This window comes from Streptosporangium sp. NPDC005286 (genome assembly GCF_040607515.1).
In the GTDB taxonomy this organism is placed as follows: domain Bacteria; phylum Actinomycetota; class Actinomycetes; order Streptosporangiales; family Streptosporangiaceae; genus Streptosporangium.
Map to the genome: position 1 here is coordinate 24,150 of NZ_JBEXGU010000022.1, position 17,062 is coordinate 41,211.

General features: G+C 68.9%; 19 protein-coding genes and 1 pseudogene. 12 read left to right on the forward strand and 8 right to left on the reverse strand.

Going from position 1 to position 17,062, the window contains the following annotated elements:
* The first annotated feature begins 16 nt into the window (after positions 1-16).
* From lipB to ABZU75_RS11315, 4 genes are all read left to right on the forward strand, one after another.
* Positions 17-694, forward strand: coding sequence for a lipoyl(octanoyl) transferase LipB (gene lipB / locus ABZU75_RS11300; RefSeq protein ID WP_350927876.1), 678 nt, complete (start codon positions 17-19; stop codon positions 692-694).
* Positions 695-812: 118 nt separating this feature from the next.
* Positions 813-1,742, forward strand: coding sequence for a lipoyl synthase (gene lipA / locus ABZU75_RS11305; protein ID WP_355552120.1), 930 nt, complete (start codon positions 813-815; stop codon positions 1,740-1,742).
* A 218-nt stretch (positions 1,743-1,960) separates the two neighbouring features.
* The gene (locus ABZU75_RS11310) at positions 1,961-2,641 is read left to right on the forward strand and encodes a DUF4191 domain-containing protein (protein ID WP_355552123.1); all 681 of its coding nucleotides are present in this window, start codon (positions 1,961-1,963) and stop codon (positions 2,639-2,641) included.
* Complete coding sequence (locus ABZU75_RS11315; RefSeq protein ID WP_350927882.1) at positions 2,641-3,435, forward strand: class I SAM-dependent methyltransferase; 795 nt, start codon at positions 2,641-2,643, stop codon at positions 3,433-3,435. Before ABZU75_RS11310 ends, ABZU75_RS11315 begins: the two co-directional genes overlap by 1 nt.
* 153 nt (positions 3,436-3,588) lie before the next feature.
* Here the strand turns inward: ABZU75_RS11315 and ABZU75_RS11320 are convergent, their stop codons facing one another.
* From ABZU75_RS11320 to ABZU75_RS11335, 4 genes are all read right to left on the reverse strand, one after another.
* Positions 3,589-4,710, reverse strand: a complete 1,122-nt coding sequence (locus tag ABZU75_RS11320; protein ID WP_355552126.1) for a serine hydrolase domain-containing protein — start codon at positions 4,708-4,710, stop codon at positions 3,589-3,591.
* Between the two features lie 101 nt (positions 4,711-4,811).
* Complete coding sequence (locus ABZU75_RS11325) at positions 4,812-5,114, reverse strand: hypothetical protein (protein WP_355552128.1); 303 nt, start codon at positions 5,112-5,114, stop codon at positions 4,812-4,814.
* Positions 5,111-6,148, reverse strand: a complete 1,038-nt coding sequence (locus ABZU75_RS11330) for an RNA polymerase subunit sigma-70 (protein WP_355552130.1) — start codon at positions 6,146-6,148, stop codon at positions 5,111-5,113. The genes ABZU75_RS11325 and ABZU75_RS11330 overlap by 4 nt, the downstream gene beginning before the upstream one ends.
* A gap of 99 nt (positions 6,149-6,247) precedes the next feature.
* Positions 6,248-6,709: an RDD family protein gene (locus ABZU75_RS11335; RefSeq protein WP_355552133.1), complete on the reverse strand. Its 462-nt coding sequence runs from the start codon at positions 6,707-6,709 to the stop codon at positions 6,248-6,250.
* A 123-nt stretch (positions 6,710-6,832) separates the two neighbouring features.
* Between ABZU75_RS11335 and ABZU75_RS11340 the strand changes: the two genes are divergently transcribed.
* The 3 genes from ABZU75_RS11340 (at position 6,833) to ABZU75_RS11350 (ending at position 9,782) form a co-directional block, all read left to right on the forward strand.
* On the forward strand, positions 6,833-7,849 hold the full coding sequence (locus tag ABZU75_RS11340; protein WP_355552136.1) for a hypothetical protein: 1,017 nt from the start codon (positions 6,833-6,835) through the stop codon (positions 7,847-7,849).
* A 170-nt stretch (positions 7,850-8,019) separates the two neighbouring features.
* Positions 8,020-9,444 carry a type I glutamate--ammonia ligase gene (glnA, locus tag ABZU75_RS11345; protein ID WP_350927894.1) on the forward strand — a complete coding sequence of 475 codons (1,425 nt, stop codon included), beginning with the start codon at positions 8,020-8,022 and terminating at the stop codon, positions 9,442-9,444.
* Between the two features lie 194 nt (positions 9,445-9,638).
* Positions 9,639-9,782: a hypothetical protein gene (locus ABZU75_RS11350; protein WP_355552140.1), complete on the forward strand. Its 144-nt coding sequence runs from the start codon at positions 9,639-9,641 to the stop codon at positions 9,780-9,782.
* Positions 9,783-9,800: 18 nt separating this feature from the next.
* Here the strand turns inward: ABZU75_RS11350 and ABZU75_RS11355 are convergent, their stop codons facing one another.
* Both ABZU75_RS11355 and ABZU75_RS11360 read right to left on the reverse strand, forming a co-directional pair.
* Entirely contained in the window at positions 9,801-10,355 is a 555-nt protein-coding gene (locus ABZU75_RS11355) for a peroxidase-related enzyme (RefSeq protein WP_355552143.1), read from the reverse strand.
* 90 nt (positions 10,356-10,445) lie between these two features.
* Entirely contained in the window at positions 10,446-10,640 is a 195-nt protein-coding gene (locus ABZU75_RS11360; RefSeq protein WP_355552146.1) for a hypothetical protein, read from the reverse strand.
* A gap of 222 nt (positions 10,641-10,862) precedes the next feature.
* On the opposite strand from ABZU75_RS11360, the gene ABZU75_RS11365 reads away from it, so the two are divergent.
* Positions 10,863-11,762 (forward strand): maleylpyruvate isomerase N-terminal domain-containing protein, encoded by a 900-nt coding sequence (locus ABZU75_RS11365; protein WP_355552149.1) that lies wholly within the window; start codon positions 10,863-10,865, stop codon positions 11,760-11,762.
* Positions 11,763-11,861: 99 nt separating this feature from the next.
* Here the strand turns inward: ABZU75_RS11365 and ABZU75_RS11370 are convergent.
* Positions 11,862-11,990 (reverse strand): annotated as a pseudogene (locus ABZU75_RS11370) (DUF397 domain-containing protein); the annotation flags it as partial.
* A 245-nt stretch (positions 11,991-12,235) separates the two neighbouring features.
* Positions 12,236-12,454, reverse strand: coding sequence for a hypothetical protein (locus ABZU75_RS11375; RefSeq protein ID WP_355552152.1), 219 nt, complete (start codon positions 12,452-12,454; stop codon positions 12,236-12,238).
* Between the two features lie 586 nt (positions 12,455-13,040).
* Between ABZU75_RS11375 and ABZU75_RS11380 the strand changes: the two genes are divergently transcribed.
* The 4 genes from ABZU75_RS11380 to ABZU75_RS11395 all read left to right on the forward strand — a co-directional run bounded on the left by ABZU75_RS11380 (position 13,041) and on the right by ABZU75_RS11395 (position 17,052).
* A complete protein-coding gene (locus ABZU75_RS11380; RefSeq protein ID WP_355552155.1) occupies positions 13,041-14,327 on the forward strand; it encodes a cellulose binding domain-containing protein in 1,287 nt (428 codons plus the stop codon).
* Between the two features lie 403 nt (positions 14,328-14,730).
* Complete coding sequence (locus ABZU75_RS11385; RefSeq protein WP_355552158.1) at positions 14,731-15,741, forward strand: ketoacyl-ACP synthase III family protein; 1,011 nt, start codon at positions 14,731-14,733, stop codon at positions 15,739-15,741.
* The gene (locus ABZU75_RS11390) at positions 15,738-15,989 is read left to right on the forward strand and encodes an acyl carrier protein (RefSeq protein ID WP_355552161.1); all 252 of its coding nucleotides are present in this window, start codon (positions 15,738-15,740) and stop codon (positions 15,987-15,989) included. The genes ABZU75_RS11385 and ABZU75_RS11390 overlap by 4 nt, the downstream gene beginning before the upstream one ends.
* A 19-nt stretch (positions 15,990-16,008) precedes the next feature.
* Positions 16,009-17,052, forward strand: coding sequence for a ketoacyl-ACP synthase III family protein (locus ABZU75_RS11395; protein WP_355552164.1), 1,044 nt, complete (start codon positions 16,009-16,011; stop codon positions 17,050-17,052).
* The last annotated feature ends 10 nt before the right edge of the window (positions 17,053-17,062 follow it).

Sequence of the window (17,062 nt, forward strand, 5' to 3'; positions counted from 1 at the left end):
CAACTACTCTTGAGACGTGAGTGACCTGGCAATCGTCCGTCTTGGCGTTGACTTCCCCTATGAGCAGGCCTGGGATCTTCAGCGGCGCATCCACGCACGCCGCGTGGCCGAGGAGATTCCCGACACCTGCCTGATGCTCGAGCACGCGCCGGTCTACACGGCGGGAAAACGAACCGCGCCGCACGAGCGGCCCTCCGACGGCACTCCCGTCGTCGAGGTCGACCGGGGCGGCCGGATCACCTGGCACGGTCCCGGCCAGCTGGTCGGCTACCCGATCGTCAGGCTCGGCGGCCCGCTCGACGTGAACGCCTACGTGAGGCTCCTGGAGGAGACCCTGGTGGCCGTCTGCGCCGACTTCGGGGTGCAGGCGGGCCGAGTCCAGGGGCGTGGCGGCGTCTGGGTGGCCGGAGACCCCTCGCACGGCCTGCCGGACAGGAAGGTCGGGGCCATCGGCATCCGGGTCTCGAGCGGCGTCACGATGCACGGGTTCGCGCTCAACTGCTCCAACGACCCGAGCTGGTACAACCGGATCGTCCCGTGCGGCATCAGCGACGCCGGGGTCTCCTCGCTGTCCGCCGAGACCGGCCGGCGGATCGTGGTCGACGAGGTCCTGCCGTACGCCGAGAAGCACCTGGCGGAGGCGCTCGGCGCGCGGGCCTTCGAGTTGCCCGAGGAAGACCTGTTCCGGCGCTGAACCCCCGGGGCCTCGCGGCTCGCGGTGGGACATAAGCTGGACAGGTGAGCGAGCGTGATGACATTTACCCCACCTCGACGTGTAACACCTCGGTCCCTCGACCGACGAAGGAGCTCGCATGACCGTCGCACCCGAAGGGCGCAAGCTCCTCCGTCTGGAGGTCCGCAACGCCGAGACCCCCATCGAGAAGAAGCCCGAATGGATCAAGACCAGGTTCAGGACGGGCCCGAACCACACCGAGCTGCGGGCGCTGGTCAAACGCGAAGGGCTGCACACGGTCTGTCAGGAGGCCGGATGCCCCAACATCTCCGAGTGCTGGGAGGACCGCGAGGCCACCTTCCTCATCGGCGGCGACCAGTGCACCCGGCGGTGTGACTTCTGCCAGATCGACACCGGCAAGCCCAAGGCGTACGACACCGACGAGCCGCGCCGCGTGGCCGACTCGGTGCGGCAGATGGGCCTCAACTACGCGACCGTGACCGGTGTCGCCCGCGACGACCTGCCCGACGGCGGCGCGTGGCTGTACGCGGAGACCGCGCGGCAGATCCACACGCTGCTGCCCGGCTGCGGCGTCGAGCTGCTGGTGCCCGACTTCAACGGCGACCAGGCCCAGCTGGAGGAGGTCTTCTCCGCCAGGCCCGAGGTGTTCGCGCACAACGTCGAGACCGTGCCGCGGATCTTCAAGCGCATCCGGCCCGCCTTCCGTTACGAGCGCTCCCTGGAAGTGATCACCAAGGCCCGCCAGGCCGGCCTGGTGACCAAGTCCAACCTGATCCTCGGCATGGGCGAGGATCGCGAGGAGGTCGTCCAGGCCATGCGCGACCTGCACGAGGCCGGGTGCGACCTGCTCACCGTGACCCAGTACCTGCGGCCCACCCCGCGCCACCACCCCGTCGACCGCTGGGTGAAGCCGGAGGAGTTCGTGGAGCTGGGCAAGGAGGCGGAGGCCATCGGTTTCGCCGGGGTCCTGTCGGGGCCGCTGGTTCGCTCCTCCTACCGGGCGGGCCGCCTGTACAAGCAGGCGGTCGAGGCCCGCCAGCACGCCTGAGCGGCCCGGCCTCACAGGCTGTGGAAACCGGAGGGACCCCGCTCGCGAGCGGGGTCCCTCCGGCGTGACCGGGTAATCCAGGTAAAAGTCGGCAGGATCGTTTCTCCCAGCGGTACCGGCCTTTCCGGCACTCCGCGGCCTTGGGCCCCGGTGCCGGAACCGGCACCGGGCAGGTCACGTTTTCACTTCTTGAGCCATGGATTTGTATCCTTCAGAACATGGCCAAGAAGCCCGAAGACTCAGAGCGCCCGGGGCGCATCAAGCAACTCCGTATGATCGCGAAGATCATCAAGGAGGCCAACCCCAAGGGGATGCCGATCGTCTACGCCTCGGCGCTGGGCACGCTCGCGCTGTTCGTGGTGATCGGCCTGGTCACGGGCTGGTTCTGGTACCTGCTCTTCATCGGGATCCTGCTGGCCCTGACCGTCGGGCTGGTGGTGTTCGGCCAGCTCGCCCAGAAGGCGCAGTACTCCATGCTGCACGGGCAGGTCGGCGCCGCCGCCGCGATCCTGCAGGGCATGCGCGGCAACTGGGAGGTCACCCCGGCCGTCGCGGTCACCCGCGACCAGGACATCGTGCACCGCGTGGTCGGCTACCCAGGCATCATCCTGGTCTCGGAGGGGCCGGGCAGCCGGGTGCAGAAGATGCTGGTCGCCGAGAAGAAGCGCGTCCAGCGAGTCGCGCTGGACGTGCCCGTCTACGACATCCAGTCCGGTGACGGCGAGGGGCAGATCCCGCTGGCCAAGCTGCAGCGGCACCTGATGAAGCTGCCCCGCAACCTCAAGAAGCCCGCCCTGTACGAGATCAACAACCGGCTGAAGGCCCTGCCGCAGACGCTGCCGATGCCCAAGGGCCCGCTGCCGCGCGGCGCGAAGATGCCCCGCCCGAAGATGCGCTGATGGGCTCCGCCGGGGTGGGCCGCCACCGGGTGGACGCCGCGGCCACCTCCCGGGCCAACCGCGGCTGGTGGGACGGCGCCGCCGACGAGTACCAGGCCGAGCACGGGGAGTTCCTGCGCGACTCCGGGTTCGTCTGGTGTCCCGAGGGGCTGGACGAGGCCGACGCCCGTCTACTGGGCGATGTCGCGGGCAAGGACGTGCTGGAGATCGGCTGCGGTGCCGGGCAGTGCGGACGCTGGCTGGCCGGCCAGGGCGCCAGGGTCGCCGCCTTCGACCTGTCCTTCCGCCAGCTTCAGCATTCGCGCCGGATCGACCTGGACGCGGGCGCCGCGCTCCCCGTGGTCCAGGCGGACGCCGAGGTCCTGCCCTTCGCCGACGGGGCGTTCGACCTGGCCTGCTCGGCCTACGGCGCGCTGCCGTTCGTGGCCGACGCCGGAGCCGTCCTCGCCGAGGTCCGCCGGGTGCTGCGCCCCGGGGGCCGCCTGGTCTTCTCGGTGAGCCACCCCGTCCGCTGGGCCTTCCCCGACGACCCCGGTCCCGCCGGGCTGACCTCCGACCGCTCCTACTTCGACCGCTCCGCGTATGTGGAGATCGGCGAGGACGGGCGTCCGTCCTACGTCGAGCACCATCGCACGATGGCCGACTGGGTCCACCTCATCACCGCCTCCGGGCTGGTGCTGCGGCACCTGACCGAGCCCGAGTGGCCGCCGGGCCACGACCGCGAGTGGGGCGGCTGGAGCCCGCTGCGCGGCCGCCACCTGCCCGGCACCGCGATCTTCACCTGCGCCCGGTAGACGCGCACCCGGCGGCCGGGGCGGCACCCGTGTGCCCGCGACACGGATGGCACCCCGGCCTCCTTTCCCGCACGCCGGAGATCGTCACAGGTCGGCTGCCAGGTGAGAGCCAATGCTGCGGGCGGTCGTCCCGGACCGGCCGGGAACGCGGGCCTAGCGGCCGGCGTTCATGACGATCCGGCCGATCTCGTCGAAGGTGCCGAAGTCACCGCCGGAGACCAGGTTCTTGGTCATGGCGATCGCGATCCCGGTGGCCGTGTCGGCGTAGGCGGCCGAGCCACCGCTGCCCGCCATCCCGAACAGGGTGGGGGCGTCGAGCAGTTCGGTGGCGCCGATGGCGTACCCGAGGGATCTGGTGACCGGAGTGCCGGTGACCTCGTCCACCCCGGTGATCGCCACCTCGGTGATCTCTCGCAGCCGTTCCGGCGAGACGAGCCTGACGCCGTCCACCTCGCCCAGCAGGGCGGCGTACATGCGGGCCACGGCACGGGCGGACATGGTGCCGCCCGCCGGGATGTCGGAGGTCAGCACGTCGGCGCGGTTGCCGAAACCGGCATCCGGCATCGCCGCCATCGGCGCCGCCGTGTAGCCGTCCACCACCCTGAAGAACGGTATGTCGGCGAACATCTCCGCGGACATCTCGAAGTCGCTCGGCGCGTCCTCCAGCCGGGCCAGCCTGCCCAGCTCGGATTCCGGGACGCCGAAGAACAGCTCACCGGCCACCCCGAGCGGCCCGGCGACCTCCTCCCGCAGGACCTGCGAGATCGGCCTGCCGGTGCTCCGGCGGACGATCTCCCCGATGAGGTAACCGAACGACTGGGGGTGGTAGCCGGTCCTGGTGCCCGGCTCCCACCAGGGCTTGGCATCGGCGATCGCCGCGCACATCCCGTCCCAGTCGCACAGGTCCTCGGGCGTGGTCCCGGCGGGCACGCCGGGCACGCCCGTCGAGTGGGTCAGGGCGTGCCGCACCGTCGCACGTTCCTTGCCATGGGCGCCGAACTCAGGCCACAGCTCGGCGATCGGCGTGTCGTAGCCGAGAACGCCCCGCTCCACGAGCACGTGCACCACGGTCGAGGTGACGCCCTTGCCGGTCGAGGCGCTGTAGAACGGCGTGTCCGGCGTGACGGGACGCCCGGTGGCCGGGTCGGCGACACCCGCGACGACGTCGACCACCAGTTCGCCGTGCCGGTACACGGCGACCTGCAGGCCCCGCTCGGTCCCGGACTCCACGAGCCTGTCGGCCGCCTCCTGGACCCGCTTCTGCATATCGTTCATGATCTTCCCTTCCGTGATCCAGCGTGTGACCGTTACGACGGCCGGAGGCGGCAAAAGGAATCGCTCCGGGAAGTTGGTTCTCGGAAGTCCGAGCCCGGGACTCAGCGGCGCCCGGGCCTCCGGGAGATCGCGAGCAGGACGGCGGGTTCCCGCCCCGGATTGTGCAGGGCTCGCACCGGCAGCCCGTCCAGCCACAGCACGTCGCCGCACCGGAAGGCCAGGCGATCACCGTCGGAGCAGACGAGCTCGATCCGTCCGCGCTCAAGCAGGACGATCGCGTCCCGCCATTCGGCTCCGGCCCGGTCCAGCGAGCCGCCGGGCTCGACGACGACCGTCCGTACCCGGAACGACGGTCCGAACCGCCCGGCCAAGGAGGGGGGCGGGTCCTCGCCGGTGCCCGTCACAGCGTCGAGGGGAGGCCGAACGCCGGGAAGACCTCGGCGCCGAAGGTGGTGATCTGGGTCACCAGCCCGCCCTCGACCCGCAGGACGCCGAGCCACGAACCCTGGTACTCGGACTCGCCCGGACGCCTGAGGTAGGCCGCCGCGGCGGGTTGCCGGTTGGCGCGGGTGGGCAGGACGCGCCAGTCACCCCACGCCTCGGGGCCGATCATCGCCGGGCGCCACGCCTCGACGATCGCCTCCCCGCCCAGGATCCAGATCGGGGCCGGCGGCATCGCCTGCCAGGCGTCCGCGCGCAGCACCCCGGCCAGGACCTCGGGATCCGCCTGCTCGACGGCGTCCATGTAGCGTCGCAGCGCCGCGCGTTCCTCCTCGGTCGGATCCGAGGAGGGCGCCCACTCCAGGCGCTGTGCGGGCAGGTGCTCCCGCATCGTCGACCGGGCCCGCTGCAGGGCGCTCTTCACCGCCGCGACGCTCACCTCCAGCAGCGCGGCGGCCTCCTGCGCCGGCCAGCCGAGCACATCGCGCAGGATCAGCACCACCCGCTGCCGGGGAGGCAGGTGCTGGATGGCGACCAGGAACGCCAGCTCGATCGTCTCCTTGGCGACCACCTCGGCGTCCGGCTCGGCGCCGACGGGGGCGGGCGGCTCCAGGAGCCGGTCCGGGTACGGGCCCAACCAGAAGACCTCGGTCGGCGACGGTGCGGACACGCCTGGAGTGGCCAGCACCGGCGCTTCACGCGGGCGTGGGCGGCGCGGGTGGCGGTCGAGGAAGTCCAGGCAGGCGTTGGTCGCGATCCGGTAGAGCCAGGCCCTGAAGGTCGAGCGCCCCTGGAAGCTCTCCCGCTTGCGCCAGGCGCGCAGGAACGTCTCCTGCACCAGGTCCTCCGACTCCTCGAAGGAGCCGAGCATCCGGTAGCAGTGCACCCGCAGCTCCCGCCGGTACCTCTCGACGAGCGTGCCGAACGCCGGCTCGTCACCCGCCAGCGCGGCGGCCAGGACCGCGCTCTCCTCCGGATCCGCCTCTTCCTTGATCACAACGACATCTCTCCCATACCGCGGCCCGCCCGGCGCGGGCGCCCACCGTTATGACGGCCGCCGGAGGGAAAAGGAATCGGCTGCGGGCGTGGGGACGCCTCAGAGGCGTACGGCCACGGTGTTCGCCGCGCGGTCGTGCAGGCCCCGCTGGTCGCGGTCCCAGATGAGGGCGGGCAGGGCCAGGCAGAGCAGAACGGTCCGTACCAGCACGGAGACGAACCCGGGGCGGCCGCCGCCGAGCGCGGCGACCCTGATGCCGAACAGGCGCATCCCGAAGGTCATCCCCATGGTGCCCACCAGCAGGAGGTATTCGGCGGCCAGGACCAGGATCGGGACCCAGGCCGAATGAGTGGGGTCGATCCGCAGGAGCCCCTGGGTGATGGCCCAGGTGCAGATCAGCCAGTCGACCACGATGGCGCCGAGCCTGCGGCCGAATCCGGCCACCGAGCCGCTGCCCTCCGCGGGCAGCCCGAGCCGCTCCCCCGGATAACCGAGGTCGACTCCGGCCGACCTGACGCCACCGAGCCAGGTCTGGGTCCAACGCGGCTGCTTGCTGCTCATGCCCCAACGGTAGCCGCCCCGGGTACCGCCCCCGTACTCGCCCGGACCGGCTGGCGAGACAGGGCGAAAGCCATAGATCATATGTGTCGGCATCTCAACAAGCACATTCCCCCCGGAGCCCCCGTGCCTGACAACGACGACATCGACGAGCGGTTCAAGACGCTCACGGCTCAGATCAGCGTGCGGGAACGCAAGCGGATGACCAAGATCGCCGAACAGGAGTGGGCACGGCAGCCCCGCCTCAGGCGTCGCCGCAGGCGGCGGTGGGCCGCGGTCGCGGTGGCCGTCCTGGTGGCGGCGGCCGGGGGATTCGTCGTCTACCGGCCCGAAGCCGTCGAGCAGGTCCGCGCCGCTGTCCTCGCGGACTTCGGCATCGACCCGTCCGCCGATCCGACGGCTGGGCGGAGCGCCGAGCCGGCCCCGGTGGAGTCGGTGAAGGTCTCCCCCTTCGACGGCTCACCGGCCCAGAAGTACGCCAACGGTGTAAAGGGACTGGTCATGCCGGAGCCCAGGGCGATCGGCGGGCTGAGCCGCAAGGAGGTTGCCGCGGCCGTGCGGCACGCGAAAGAGCTCCTGGTGGCCTCGCACCTGGACCGGAAAGTGCTGCTGGGCGGCAGACCGAACAAGCTGATCCGGCTGCTGGACCCCGAGCAGCGCGCACCGTTCGTCAAGGGACTCAAGCACCCCTACAGGAAGAACGCGTACGAGAGCCGGACCTGGGTGGCCAGCCTGGCCCCGAAGAGCGCCGAACTCGTCAGCGAGACCTTCAAGGTCCACGGCAGGACCCGGCTGACGACCTTCAAGGAGAACGGTCTCAGGGGCGTCCAGGTCAAGGTCAACTATCTGTTCGTGTACGCGATCCAGCGGCCGGGCCGGCCGGACACCCTGACCAGGCTCGTCGTGCACAACATCGGTAAGCTGGACGTGTGGCGCCAGGACGGCCGGCTGCGCTTCTGGGTCGAGAACTGGAACACCGGTGGGTCCGCCCCGGCCCGGTGCGACGTCGAAGACACCTACATCCACCCGTCCTATCCGGACTCGCCCCCCGACGAAGTGAAAACCAGCGGCCCGCCCGTGGACCCCTACTCGCTTGAGGACGAGTCCTCGGATGGGTGCAGGGTGCTGAAGTCGAACACGTGAAAATCCGGCAAAACCGGGCAAAGGAAGGCTCGGTATACCCGCCCAGGCGGGGTCCGAGAACTAGCGTGAAGGCGACTTTCGCTTAACACGAGTGAAACAAACGAGACACGGGGCGGTAACGGCGCAGGCATACTTTCGGTCTGATAGCCCGTGCCCCATGGGAGGTTCGCGTGTTCAACTCCGCCGACGACGTCCTGAAGTTCATCAAGGACGAAGGGGTGCAGTTCGTTGATGTCAGGTTCACCGACCTGCCGGGGACGACGCACCACTTCACGTTCCCTTCGGAGAACTTCGGAGCCGGCGTCTTCACCGACGGTCTCATGTTCGACGGCTCGTCGATCCGCGGTTTCCAGGCCATCCACGAGTCGGACATGCTGCTGCTGCCCGACCCGTCCACGGCCGTGCTCGACCCGTTCCGGCAGCACAAGACGCTCAACATCAACTTCTTCGTGCACGACCCGCTGACGGGCGAGGCCTACAGCCGCGACCCGCGCAACGTCGCCCGCAAGGCGGAGGAGTACCTGAAGGGCACCGGCATCGCCGACACCGTCTACTTCGGCCCCGAGGCCGAGTTCTACATCTTCGACGACGTGCGGTTCGAGACCAACGCGCACGCGAGTTACTACTACATCGACTCGATCGAGGGCGCCTGGAACAGCGGCAAGGCCCAGGACGGCGGCAACCTCGGTTACAAGCCGCGCTTCAAGGGCGGCTACTTCCCGGTCCCGCCGATGGACCACTTCACCGACCTGCGCTCGGAGATGGTGCGCCGCCTCATCGACGCGGGCATCGATGTCGAGATGCAGCACCACGAGGTGGGCACGGCCGGCCAGGCGGAGATCGACTTCCGGTTCAACACGCTGCTCAAGGCCGCCGACACCCTGATGCTGTACAAGTACATCGTCAAGAGCACGGCCCTGGAGCACGGCCACACGGTCACCTTCATGCCCAAGCCGATCTTCGGTGACAACGGCTCCGGCATGCACTGCCACCAGTCGCTCTGGAAGGACGGCGCGCCGCTCTTCTACGACGAGGTCGGCTACGCGGGCCTGTCCGACACCGCCCGCTACTACATCGGCGGCCTGCTCAAGCACGCCCCGTCGCTGCTGGCCTTCACCAACCCGACGGTGAACTCCTACCACCGCCTGGTGCCCGGCTACGAGGCCCCGGTCAACCTGGTCTACTCCCAGCGCAACCGCTCGGCGTGCATCCGCATCCCGATCACGGGCTCCAACCCGAAGGCCAAGCGCATCGAGTTCCGCGTCCCGGACCCGTCGTGCAACCCGTACTTCGCCTTCGCCGCCCAGCTCATGGCCGGCATCGACGGCATCCGCAACAAGATCGAGCCGGTCGAGCCGGTCGACAAGGACCTCTACGAGCTTCCCCCCGAGGAGGCCCGTAACATCCCGCAGGTCCCCGGCTCGCTGACGGACGTGCTCGCGGCCCTGGAGGCCGACCACGAGTACCTGCTGGAGGGCGGCGTGTTCACGCCGGACCTGATCGAGACCTGGATCTCCTACAAGCGGGAGAACGAGATCGACCCGATCCGCCTGCGCCCCCACCCGCACGAGTTCGAGCTCTACTACGACGTCTGAGCCACTGGCTTCTGACCTGAGTAAACGCCGGTCAGGACACCCAGGCGTCTCGCGAAAGGCCGTCGACCGTCTCTCCCCGGAGGGCACGCTCGATGGCCTTTCGCATGTGCTTCTCCTCCGGCGGCATGGGGTGCGTGTAAATCCGCAACGTGGCCCCGGGGTCCTCGTGTCCCGGAAGTCCAGTACCCACGGCCATGGTGAAGACGGTGAAGACCAACCCGTCCGGCAACCTGAAGGCGACGGTCACGGCTTCTCGTGACGGTTACCGGCGTTTCGGCTTCGCGGGCGACTCCTCGCCCGGGACGGTCACCGGCACCGCCGACCACGTCGGCATCTGACCGTCTCGGAGCCTTCGGTCAGCTTCGCGGGTCGGGTAGCGCGCGCAGATAGCCGGCCTCGACGATGCGGTCGGCCATGACCTTGTAGTCGGCAGGGTCGTCCGGGGTGAACGCGGCCAGGCCGTCCACATACCGGTTGAACATGCAGAAGGCGGCCGCGATCAGGATCGCGTCGTGGATCTCCATGTCGGAGGCTCCCACAGCCCTGGCCGCGGCCACCTGCTGGTCGGTGACCATCTTTCCGCCCTGCCGTACGGCTCCCGCGATGTCCAGCAGCGCCTTCATCTTGTCGGAGATGGAGGCGGCCGCCGGATTGGCGCAGATGTCCTCGACCGGGGCCGTGCCCTCCGGCAGTTGCGCCTCGGCGAACGCGGCGTGCGAGGAGAAGCAGAACCGGCAGTCGTTCTGCGCGGACACGTAGGCCGCGATCAGCTCCCGCTCACCTCGGGACAGCGAGTTGTCGCCGCGTAAGAGCACCTCGGCCAGCTCGCTCATCGGTCGCGCGGTCTGCGGCCGGTAGTGGAACAGGCCGGAGATGCCCGGGTGATCGTTGCCCAGTGTGATGTGCGCCATGAACGCTCCTTGGAGAATGCGGATCGGTATGCTTCAGGCGCAGCGTGAGCGATCACCGCCACTCCGGTCAACTCCTTGGTTGCGGTGGCGTTAGGCGGCGGTGTTCGCCGGCTCGGCGGCCTGCGGCTCGGCCACCGCCGCGGGCCTGCGCAGGATTACGACGGCCGGCACGATCGCAGTGGCGACGAGCCCGGCGCCGACGACGAAGGCCAGCCGGAAGCCGCCGGTCAGCGCCGACGCCGCGGAGTGGCCCGCCACCGTCAGAGCGTCCGTGCGGGAGGCCACCAGGACAGGCCGTACGTGCTTTCACGCCCAGGGTGAAGGCGCCGCTCTCGCCGTAGTCGGCCGCGTCGTGGTTCGTCCCCGCGCGAGGTGGCCTGGCCGGGGGTGGATTCACCTGCGGTGACGCAGGCCCTGCCGGACAAAGCGAGGAACGCACGGGGGAAGAACCATGCCGCGGAGCCCGGTGCTAGCGTGATCGTGATCCGGATGAGGGGGACAAAAGCCGTGTCCAGACCGAACCATCAGTGGCGAACCGTTCGTGCGACGCTGGAGCAGGCCTGCGACCGATTCGCCCGCCTGCTGACCTCCGTCCCGCCTCAGACGATGGCGACGCGCGACTGGACCGTCGCCGAGACCGGCGCGCACGTCGCGTCCATCGCCTACCTCTACACCGCCATCGTGCGCCAGGACGGCGCCCCACACCCGATGCCCGAGCTCGCCGCGCCGATCGCGTCCACCAACGTGGACACCGTGGCCGACATCAACGACCTCGCGCTGAGGTCCTACTCCGAGCGCGACCCGGCCGAGCTGGACCGGCGGCTACGTGCCGACATCGGCGAGATCCTGCGCGTGACCGAGCATCTGGACCCGGCGACGCTCATCCCCTGGCTCGGCGAGGCCCACGTTCCGCTCGCTGGGGTGTTGGCCCATCTGGTCAACGAGATGCACCTGCACGGCTGGGACATCGCCCGGAGCGGACGCGTGTCGTGGACAATACCGCCGCGCGAGGCCGCGCTGTTCTTCGACCTGTTCCTCATCGGGATGATCCGCGAGGATCACGGGCGGCTGATGGACACGGCCGGGCCCAAACGGTCCGGGCGCATCGCGGTCCGGTTCCACTCCCGGTACACCACCCCGGCGACGCTGGTACTGCAGGACGGCCGGGTGTCGGTGGAGGAGTCCTCGCCTCGCGCCGACGTCCACGTCGCCTTCGACCCACCGACGCTGAACCTGATGCTCTTCGGCCGCGTCAGCCGCCCGAAGGCCGTGCTCACCGGCAAGATCACTGCCTGGGGGCGACGTCCCTGGCTGCTTCCGCCGTTCCTGCGCGAAGTCCATCTGCCGACCAACCGGCGTCCGCGCCGTCACTACGCGACGCCCACCGGTGAATCGGCCGGGGCTTGACGACCGTCTCGTCCACGCGCTCGGCAGAGGTGGCGTCGCCACTGACAGACCAGGACGGCCGGCGCACGGTCGTGAACGCCCGCCGGAGGCCGTGCCCTTTTACCTGGGGGAGAAGTCGAATTCGCCATTCTTGACGCCGTCGACGAATGCCTGCCACTCGGCGCGGGTGTAGACGATCACCTCGGCGCCGGGGCGACGGCTGTGCCGTACGGCGACGCGCCCGCTGCCGGCGCCCGAGCCGCCGCCCGGCCGGTGCTGAAGGCGGTGCGGGCGACCAACCGGAAGATCGGCAAGGCTCGGGCAGGGGCGTGACTCACATGTGGCTTACCGTGACTCACGATCAGCTACAGGTCCGCGTAAAGCCGCAGGTCGGCGTGGTAGGGCGGGCGGGACTCGAACCCATAACCCACGGATCATGGGCACGCGCCCCCGGTTCGACCTCTCAGAGCCGGGGGTGCGTGCGTTTCACCGGGTCACGCGTAGAGGAAGTAATAGCGGTACCGGCCCTCCCACTCGCATGAATAGCCGTCCCACCAGCCCTGGGTGATGCCCTGGGTTCCGATCCGCTCGCACTCCGAGTAGTCCCTGAAGACGCCGGCCAGCCTCTCGGCGTGCGCCGGGGTGGCACCGATCGTCAGCGACACTCCGAAGACCATGACGGCCGAGACGAGAACAGCGCGTACCTTTCGCATTCGTCCTCCTGTGACTGGGGAGATCATGACGGTGGACATTATCACTAACCACGCGCCAGGAAGATCGTCACGTCCAAATCAGTCGCGGGAAGGAGCTGAAACTTTCACAGCGTTGTCGTGGGGTGGCGCATGTTTCACGGGTGTTTACCGTCGGTAAAGCCGGCATCGCTTCCCGAGTCGCCTGTTCTCGGAGGGTTCCAGCTGCTGTCCAATTCCAGACGTGGCGCCCTCGAAAGACCTCGCAGGTGCGTATCCGACTGCCTGTGCATGCCATGGATGATCTGGACTGTCTTCGCACTATGTGATCTATAAAGTACGATTTACGCCGCCCTTCCTGTTCGATTGGAACGATGTACCGAAAACTTTGACCATCGTCACTTGCGTGTCATATCGTCTCCCCGCCCATATCGATGTAAGCCGCGACACTCGAGCAGGACGTTGTTCTCGCAGGCGCTACGGTCGGCGTGCTGATCGCGGCTGCCCCGGCACAGGAGAAGACACGGACGGTCACCGGGGAAGCGGCGATCATCCGACCAACCGGAGTCGCACCATGCAAGCTCGAATCCGCACGGCCATGATTGTCGGCATGGCGATGACCGTGCTGGCCGCCGTCGGTGTGTCAGCAGCCTTCGCGCCGCCGGCTCACGCCACGCAGGTGATCACTGACGTCGCTTACGCGCCCGCACAACCGGCCGGGAGCAGGGGGCATCTGCTGGACCTCTACCTGCCGTCCACCGGCATCACGCCCCGGCCGCTGCTGATCTGGCACAGTGGCTCGGCGTGGACGAGCGACGACGGCAAGACCGGCGCGGACGCGATCGCGGCCATCTTCAACCCTCTGGGCTTCGCCGTGGCCGGCGTCAGCGTCCGGTCCAGCGCTCAAGCGATTTTCCCGGCCCAGGTGCACGACATCAAGGCGGCCGTCCGCTGGCTGCGTGCGAACGCCGCCACGTACCAGCTCGACCCCAATCGCTTCGCGATCATGGGCGACTCCTCGGGCGGCTGGCTGACGGAGATGGCCACCCTGTCCGGCGGCGTGGCGGCGCTGGAGGGCACCGTCGGCACGACCGGCGTCTCCAGCGCCGTGCAGGCAGGACTCGCCTTCTACAGCCCGACCGACTTCCTGCAGATGAACGCACAGAACCTGCCGACCGGCGGGCTTGACCACAACTCTCCCGCCTCCCCGGAATCCCTCCTGGTCGGCTGCCCGATCCAGACCTGCCCGGCCCAAGTGGCCCAGGCCAATCCGATGACCTACGTCGACAGCAACGACCCCCCGCTGATGTTCCTGCACGGCCAGGCCGACTTCCTGGTACCGCACGGGCAGAGCGTCCTGCTCTACAACAGGATCAAGGCTCAGTGCGGCAACGCCACGTTCGTCTCGGTACCCGGAGCGGATCACATGATGCCCCAGATCATGGACCCCGCCCAGTACGGCATGCAGACCGTCCGTACCACCACCGGCTGCGCCGAGACCGTCGGCACCGGCACGTTGAACCCCACCTGGGCCAACTTCGCGACCTTCCTGCGCGGCGGGCTCAAGATGGGCACCTCCTGCGAGGTCGCCTACGCCACCGGCGTCTGGAACGGCGCTTTCAACGGCAGCGTGACCATCAGGAACACCGGCACGACCTCCATCGACGGCTGGACCGTGACGTGGACCTGGTCGGGCAACCAGCAGATCACGACCGCCTGGAACGCCACGGTGACCCAGGCCGGCGCCCAGGTGACCGCCCGCGACGCCGGCCACAACTCCCACATCGGCCCCGGCTCCAGTCAGAGCCTCGGCTTCTCGGCGACCGCCACCGGGACGAACGATATTCCAGCCCAGTTCAAACTCAACAACATCGTCTGCACGAGAGTGCCCGCCTGATACGACGCGCCGGGCCTGAGCCGAATGGCGACGGCCCGGCACCGTTCTCTCGTCGTCCGGATTCCAAACCATTACATTCGGAGAAATCGCGGCCTGGAACGGAAAGGCGCATTTCCAAAATTCAACACGTTCCGTTGGATCTTGATCACGGAATGTCGCCGACCTGGCCGCTTGCGTTCATATTGCTTTATCCGATGGTCCGCCCCTATTCTTGCCCCGGACGGCTCGCCGGCCTATTTCCCGTTGTTTTCATTGACCCGCCGGGGGTCGCTTGATATCCCGGGACCCGAAATAAATCGGATAAACCGCCTTCCGCTGCCTGAAGGCCGTTGTCCGGGATCATCTATGAGTTAGGGGACGTGTGCGTACATCCAACATGTTTGTCAGGAGCCTCGGCGTCTATGTGCCTGACAGTGTGAGCGTCGAGCAGGCGGTTCGTGAGGGCTGGTACCCGGACGAGGAGGTCGAGAGGTTCCAGCAGATCGGCGCGGCGGTGGCCGGCGACATGCCCGCGCCCGAGATGGCGCGGCTCGCGGTCCTGGACGCGTACGACCGCTGGGGTGAGTCCTCCCCGCGCGATCTCGACCTTCTGCTCTACCCGTCGGTCTGGCACCAGGGCCCGAACGGCTGGCAGCCCCAGCACTACCTGCAGACGCACCTCCTCGGCGGGAACGTGCCGGCGTTCGAGATCCGGAGCGGCTGCGTGGGGATGATCAGCTCGCTCGAACTGGCGGCGAGCTATCTGCAGGCCGACGCGGGCCGGGAGACGGCCATGGTCGTCTCCTCGGACAACCACGGCACCCCGCTGGTGGACCGCTGGCGGATGACCCCCGGGGCGCTGATCGGCGACGCCGCGGCCGCGCTCATCCTCGGCAAGGGGTACGGCATGGCCGAGCTCCTGTCGGTGAACGTGACGGTGATCCCGGAGGCCGACGCGGTCAACGACGGCGCCTACCCCCTGTTTCCCCCGGACGCCACCATCGGCAGAGGGCTGAGCTTCGGAGACCGGCACGAGGAATTCCGCCAGCGGCTGCTCAAAGCGCAGGGAACCGGGATCCACCTGACGATCCAGAAAACGATGATGCAGCAGGTCGAACAGACCCTGGATGAGGCCGGGATCGGACTTGCCGACATCACGCGGGTGGCGTTGCCGCACGGCCGCCGCGAGGACCTGGACGGGCAGATGTCCTGGCTGGGCATCGACGAAGATCAGACGACCTGGGACTACGGGAGGCGCGTGGGCCACTGCGGCGCGGTGGACCAGTTCATCGCCTTCGAGCATCTGATCGCGACCGGCGGGCTGGTGGCCGGCGATCACCTGCTCATGGTCGGGTTCGGCTCCGGAACGTCCGTCGCCGCGGCGGCGTTCAGGGTCCTCTCCACCTCTCCCGTCACGGGAGGGGCACGCGCATGACCGAGCTCACGCGAAGGCTGGTCGACTTCATCCAGGAGAACCTCGTCCTGGACGGCGACGACATCAAGGTCGACGAGACGACCCCGCTCCTCGTGTCGGGTCTCCTGGACTCCCTGCGGACGGCGCGGTTGCTGAACTTCCTCCGGAGGGACGTCGGCGTCCCGATCCCCGCCGCGAAGCTCGACCCCGAGAACTTCCGGGACGTCGTGACCATCGTGGCGATGGTCAGAGAACTCGAATCCGTTTAGCCGGGGCAAGGGCAGAGTCATGCAGTGGGCGGACACGTACATCAGCGGAGTGGGAGCCTTCCTCCCCCGGACCGTCGTCAGCGTCGAGAAAGCCGTCGCCAAAGGCTGGTACCCGGCCGAAGAGGCCGAGCTGCACAACCTGGCCGGGGCGGCGGTGGCCGGTGACGTACCGGCTCCGGAGATGGCCCTGCACGCGGCGCGGAGCGCGCTCAAGCGCAGCGGGCGGGCGCCGGCCGACCTGGATCTCCTCCTGTACGCCTCGACGTGGCACCAGGGACCGGACGGCTGGCCCCCGCACTCCTACCTGCAGCGTCATCTCGTCGGCGGGGACGCCCTGGCCACCGAGATCCGGCAGGGCTGCAACGGGATGTTCATCGCCCTGGAACTCGCGGCCGGCTACCTGGACGCCGCTCCCGGCCGGCAGGCCGCCTTGCTGGTCGCCGCCGACAATTACGGCACCCCGCTGATGGACCGGTGGCGGATGGGCCCCGGCTACATCGGCGGGGACGCCGCCAGCGCGCTCGTGCTCACCAAGGAGACAGGTTTCGCGCGCCTGATGTCGGTCTGCACGACGACGGTGACCGAGGCCGAGGAACTGCACCGGGGCAGCGAACCCCTGTTCCCCCCGGGCGTCACGGTCGGGCGCCGGATGAGCTTCGCGGCCAGGAACGAGCAGTTCCGGCAGCAGGTCATGCCCAAGGGCGAGGCCACCGCGGCGCTGTTCAAGATCCAGCGGGCGTTGATGGAGGTCGTCGAGCGCGCGCTGGCCGAGAGCGGGATCGAGGCCCGCGCTCTCGCCCGGGTGGCGTTCATGAACTACTCCGAAGAGATCGTCGAACAGCGGTGCATGGCCATGCTCGACCTGCCCATGTCCCGCTCGACCTGGGACTACGGCCGCACCATCGGCCACTGCGGGGCCAGCGACCAGGTCCTTTCCCTCGACCGCCTGCTCATGACCGGGCAGCTGGGCCCCGGCGACCACATGCTGATGCTCGGCACCGGGCCGGGAGTGACCGTCTCCAGCGCCGTGATCAAGATCATCGAAAATCCTCAATGGGCCTGAATCGAAGGGA

Excerpts from the sequence above, each read along its gene's own strand:
- ABZU75_RS11310 (WP_355552123.1), top strand. The coding sequence starts at position 1,961 with ATGGCCAAGAAGCCCGAAGACTCAGAGCGCCCGGGGCGCATCAAGCAA.
- ABZU75_RS11390 (WP_355552161.1), top strand. The coding sequence starts at position 15,738 with ATGACCGAGCTCACGCGAAGGCTGGTCGACTTCATCCAGGAGAACCTC.
- ABZU75_RS11375 (WP_355552152.1), bottom strand. The coding sequence starts at position 12,454 with ATGCGAAAGGTACGCGCTGTTCTCGTCTCGGCCGTCATGGTCTTCGGA.
- ABZU75_RS11350 (WP_355552140.1), top strand. The coding sequence starts at position 9,639 with ATGGTGAAGACGGTGAAGACCAACCCGTCCGGCAACCTGAAGGCGACG.
- ABZU75_RS11355 (WP_355552143.1), bottom strand. The coding sequence starts at position 10,355 with ATGGCGCACATCACACTGGGCAACGATCACCCGGGCATCTCCGGCCTG.
- lipA (WP_355552120.1), top strand. The coding sequence starts at position 813 with ATGACCGTCGCACCCGAAGGGCGCAAGCTCCTCCGTCTGGAGGTCCGC.
- ABZU75_RS11395 (WP_355552164.1), top strand. The coding sequence starts at position 16,009 with ATGCAGTGGGCGGACACGTACATCAGCGGAGTGGGAGCCTTCCTCCCC.
- ABZU75_RS11335 (WP_355552133.1), bottom strand. The coding sequence starts at position 6,709 with ATGAGCAGCAAGCAGCCGCGTTGGACCCAGACCTGGCTCGGTGGCGTC.
- ABZU75_RS11380 (WP_355552155.1), top strand. The coding sequence starts at position 13,041 with ATGGCGATGACCGTGCTGGCCGCCGTCGGTGTGTCAGCAGCCTTCGCG.
- ABZU75_RS11315 (WP_350927882.1), top strand. The coding sequence starts at position 2,641 with ATGGGCTCCGCCGGGGTGGGCCGCCACCGGGTGGACGCCGCGGCCACC.
- ABZU75_RS11320 (WP_355552126.1), bottom strand. The coding sequence starts at position 4,710 with ATGAACGATATGCAGAAGCGGGTCCAGGAGGCGGCCGACAGGCTCGTG.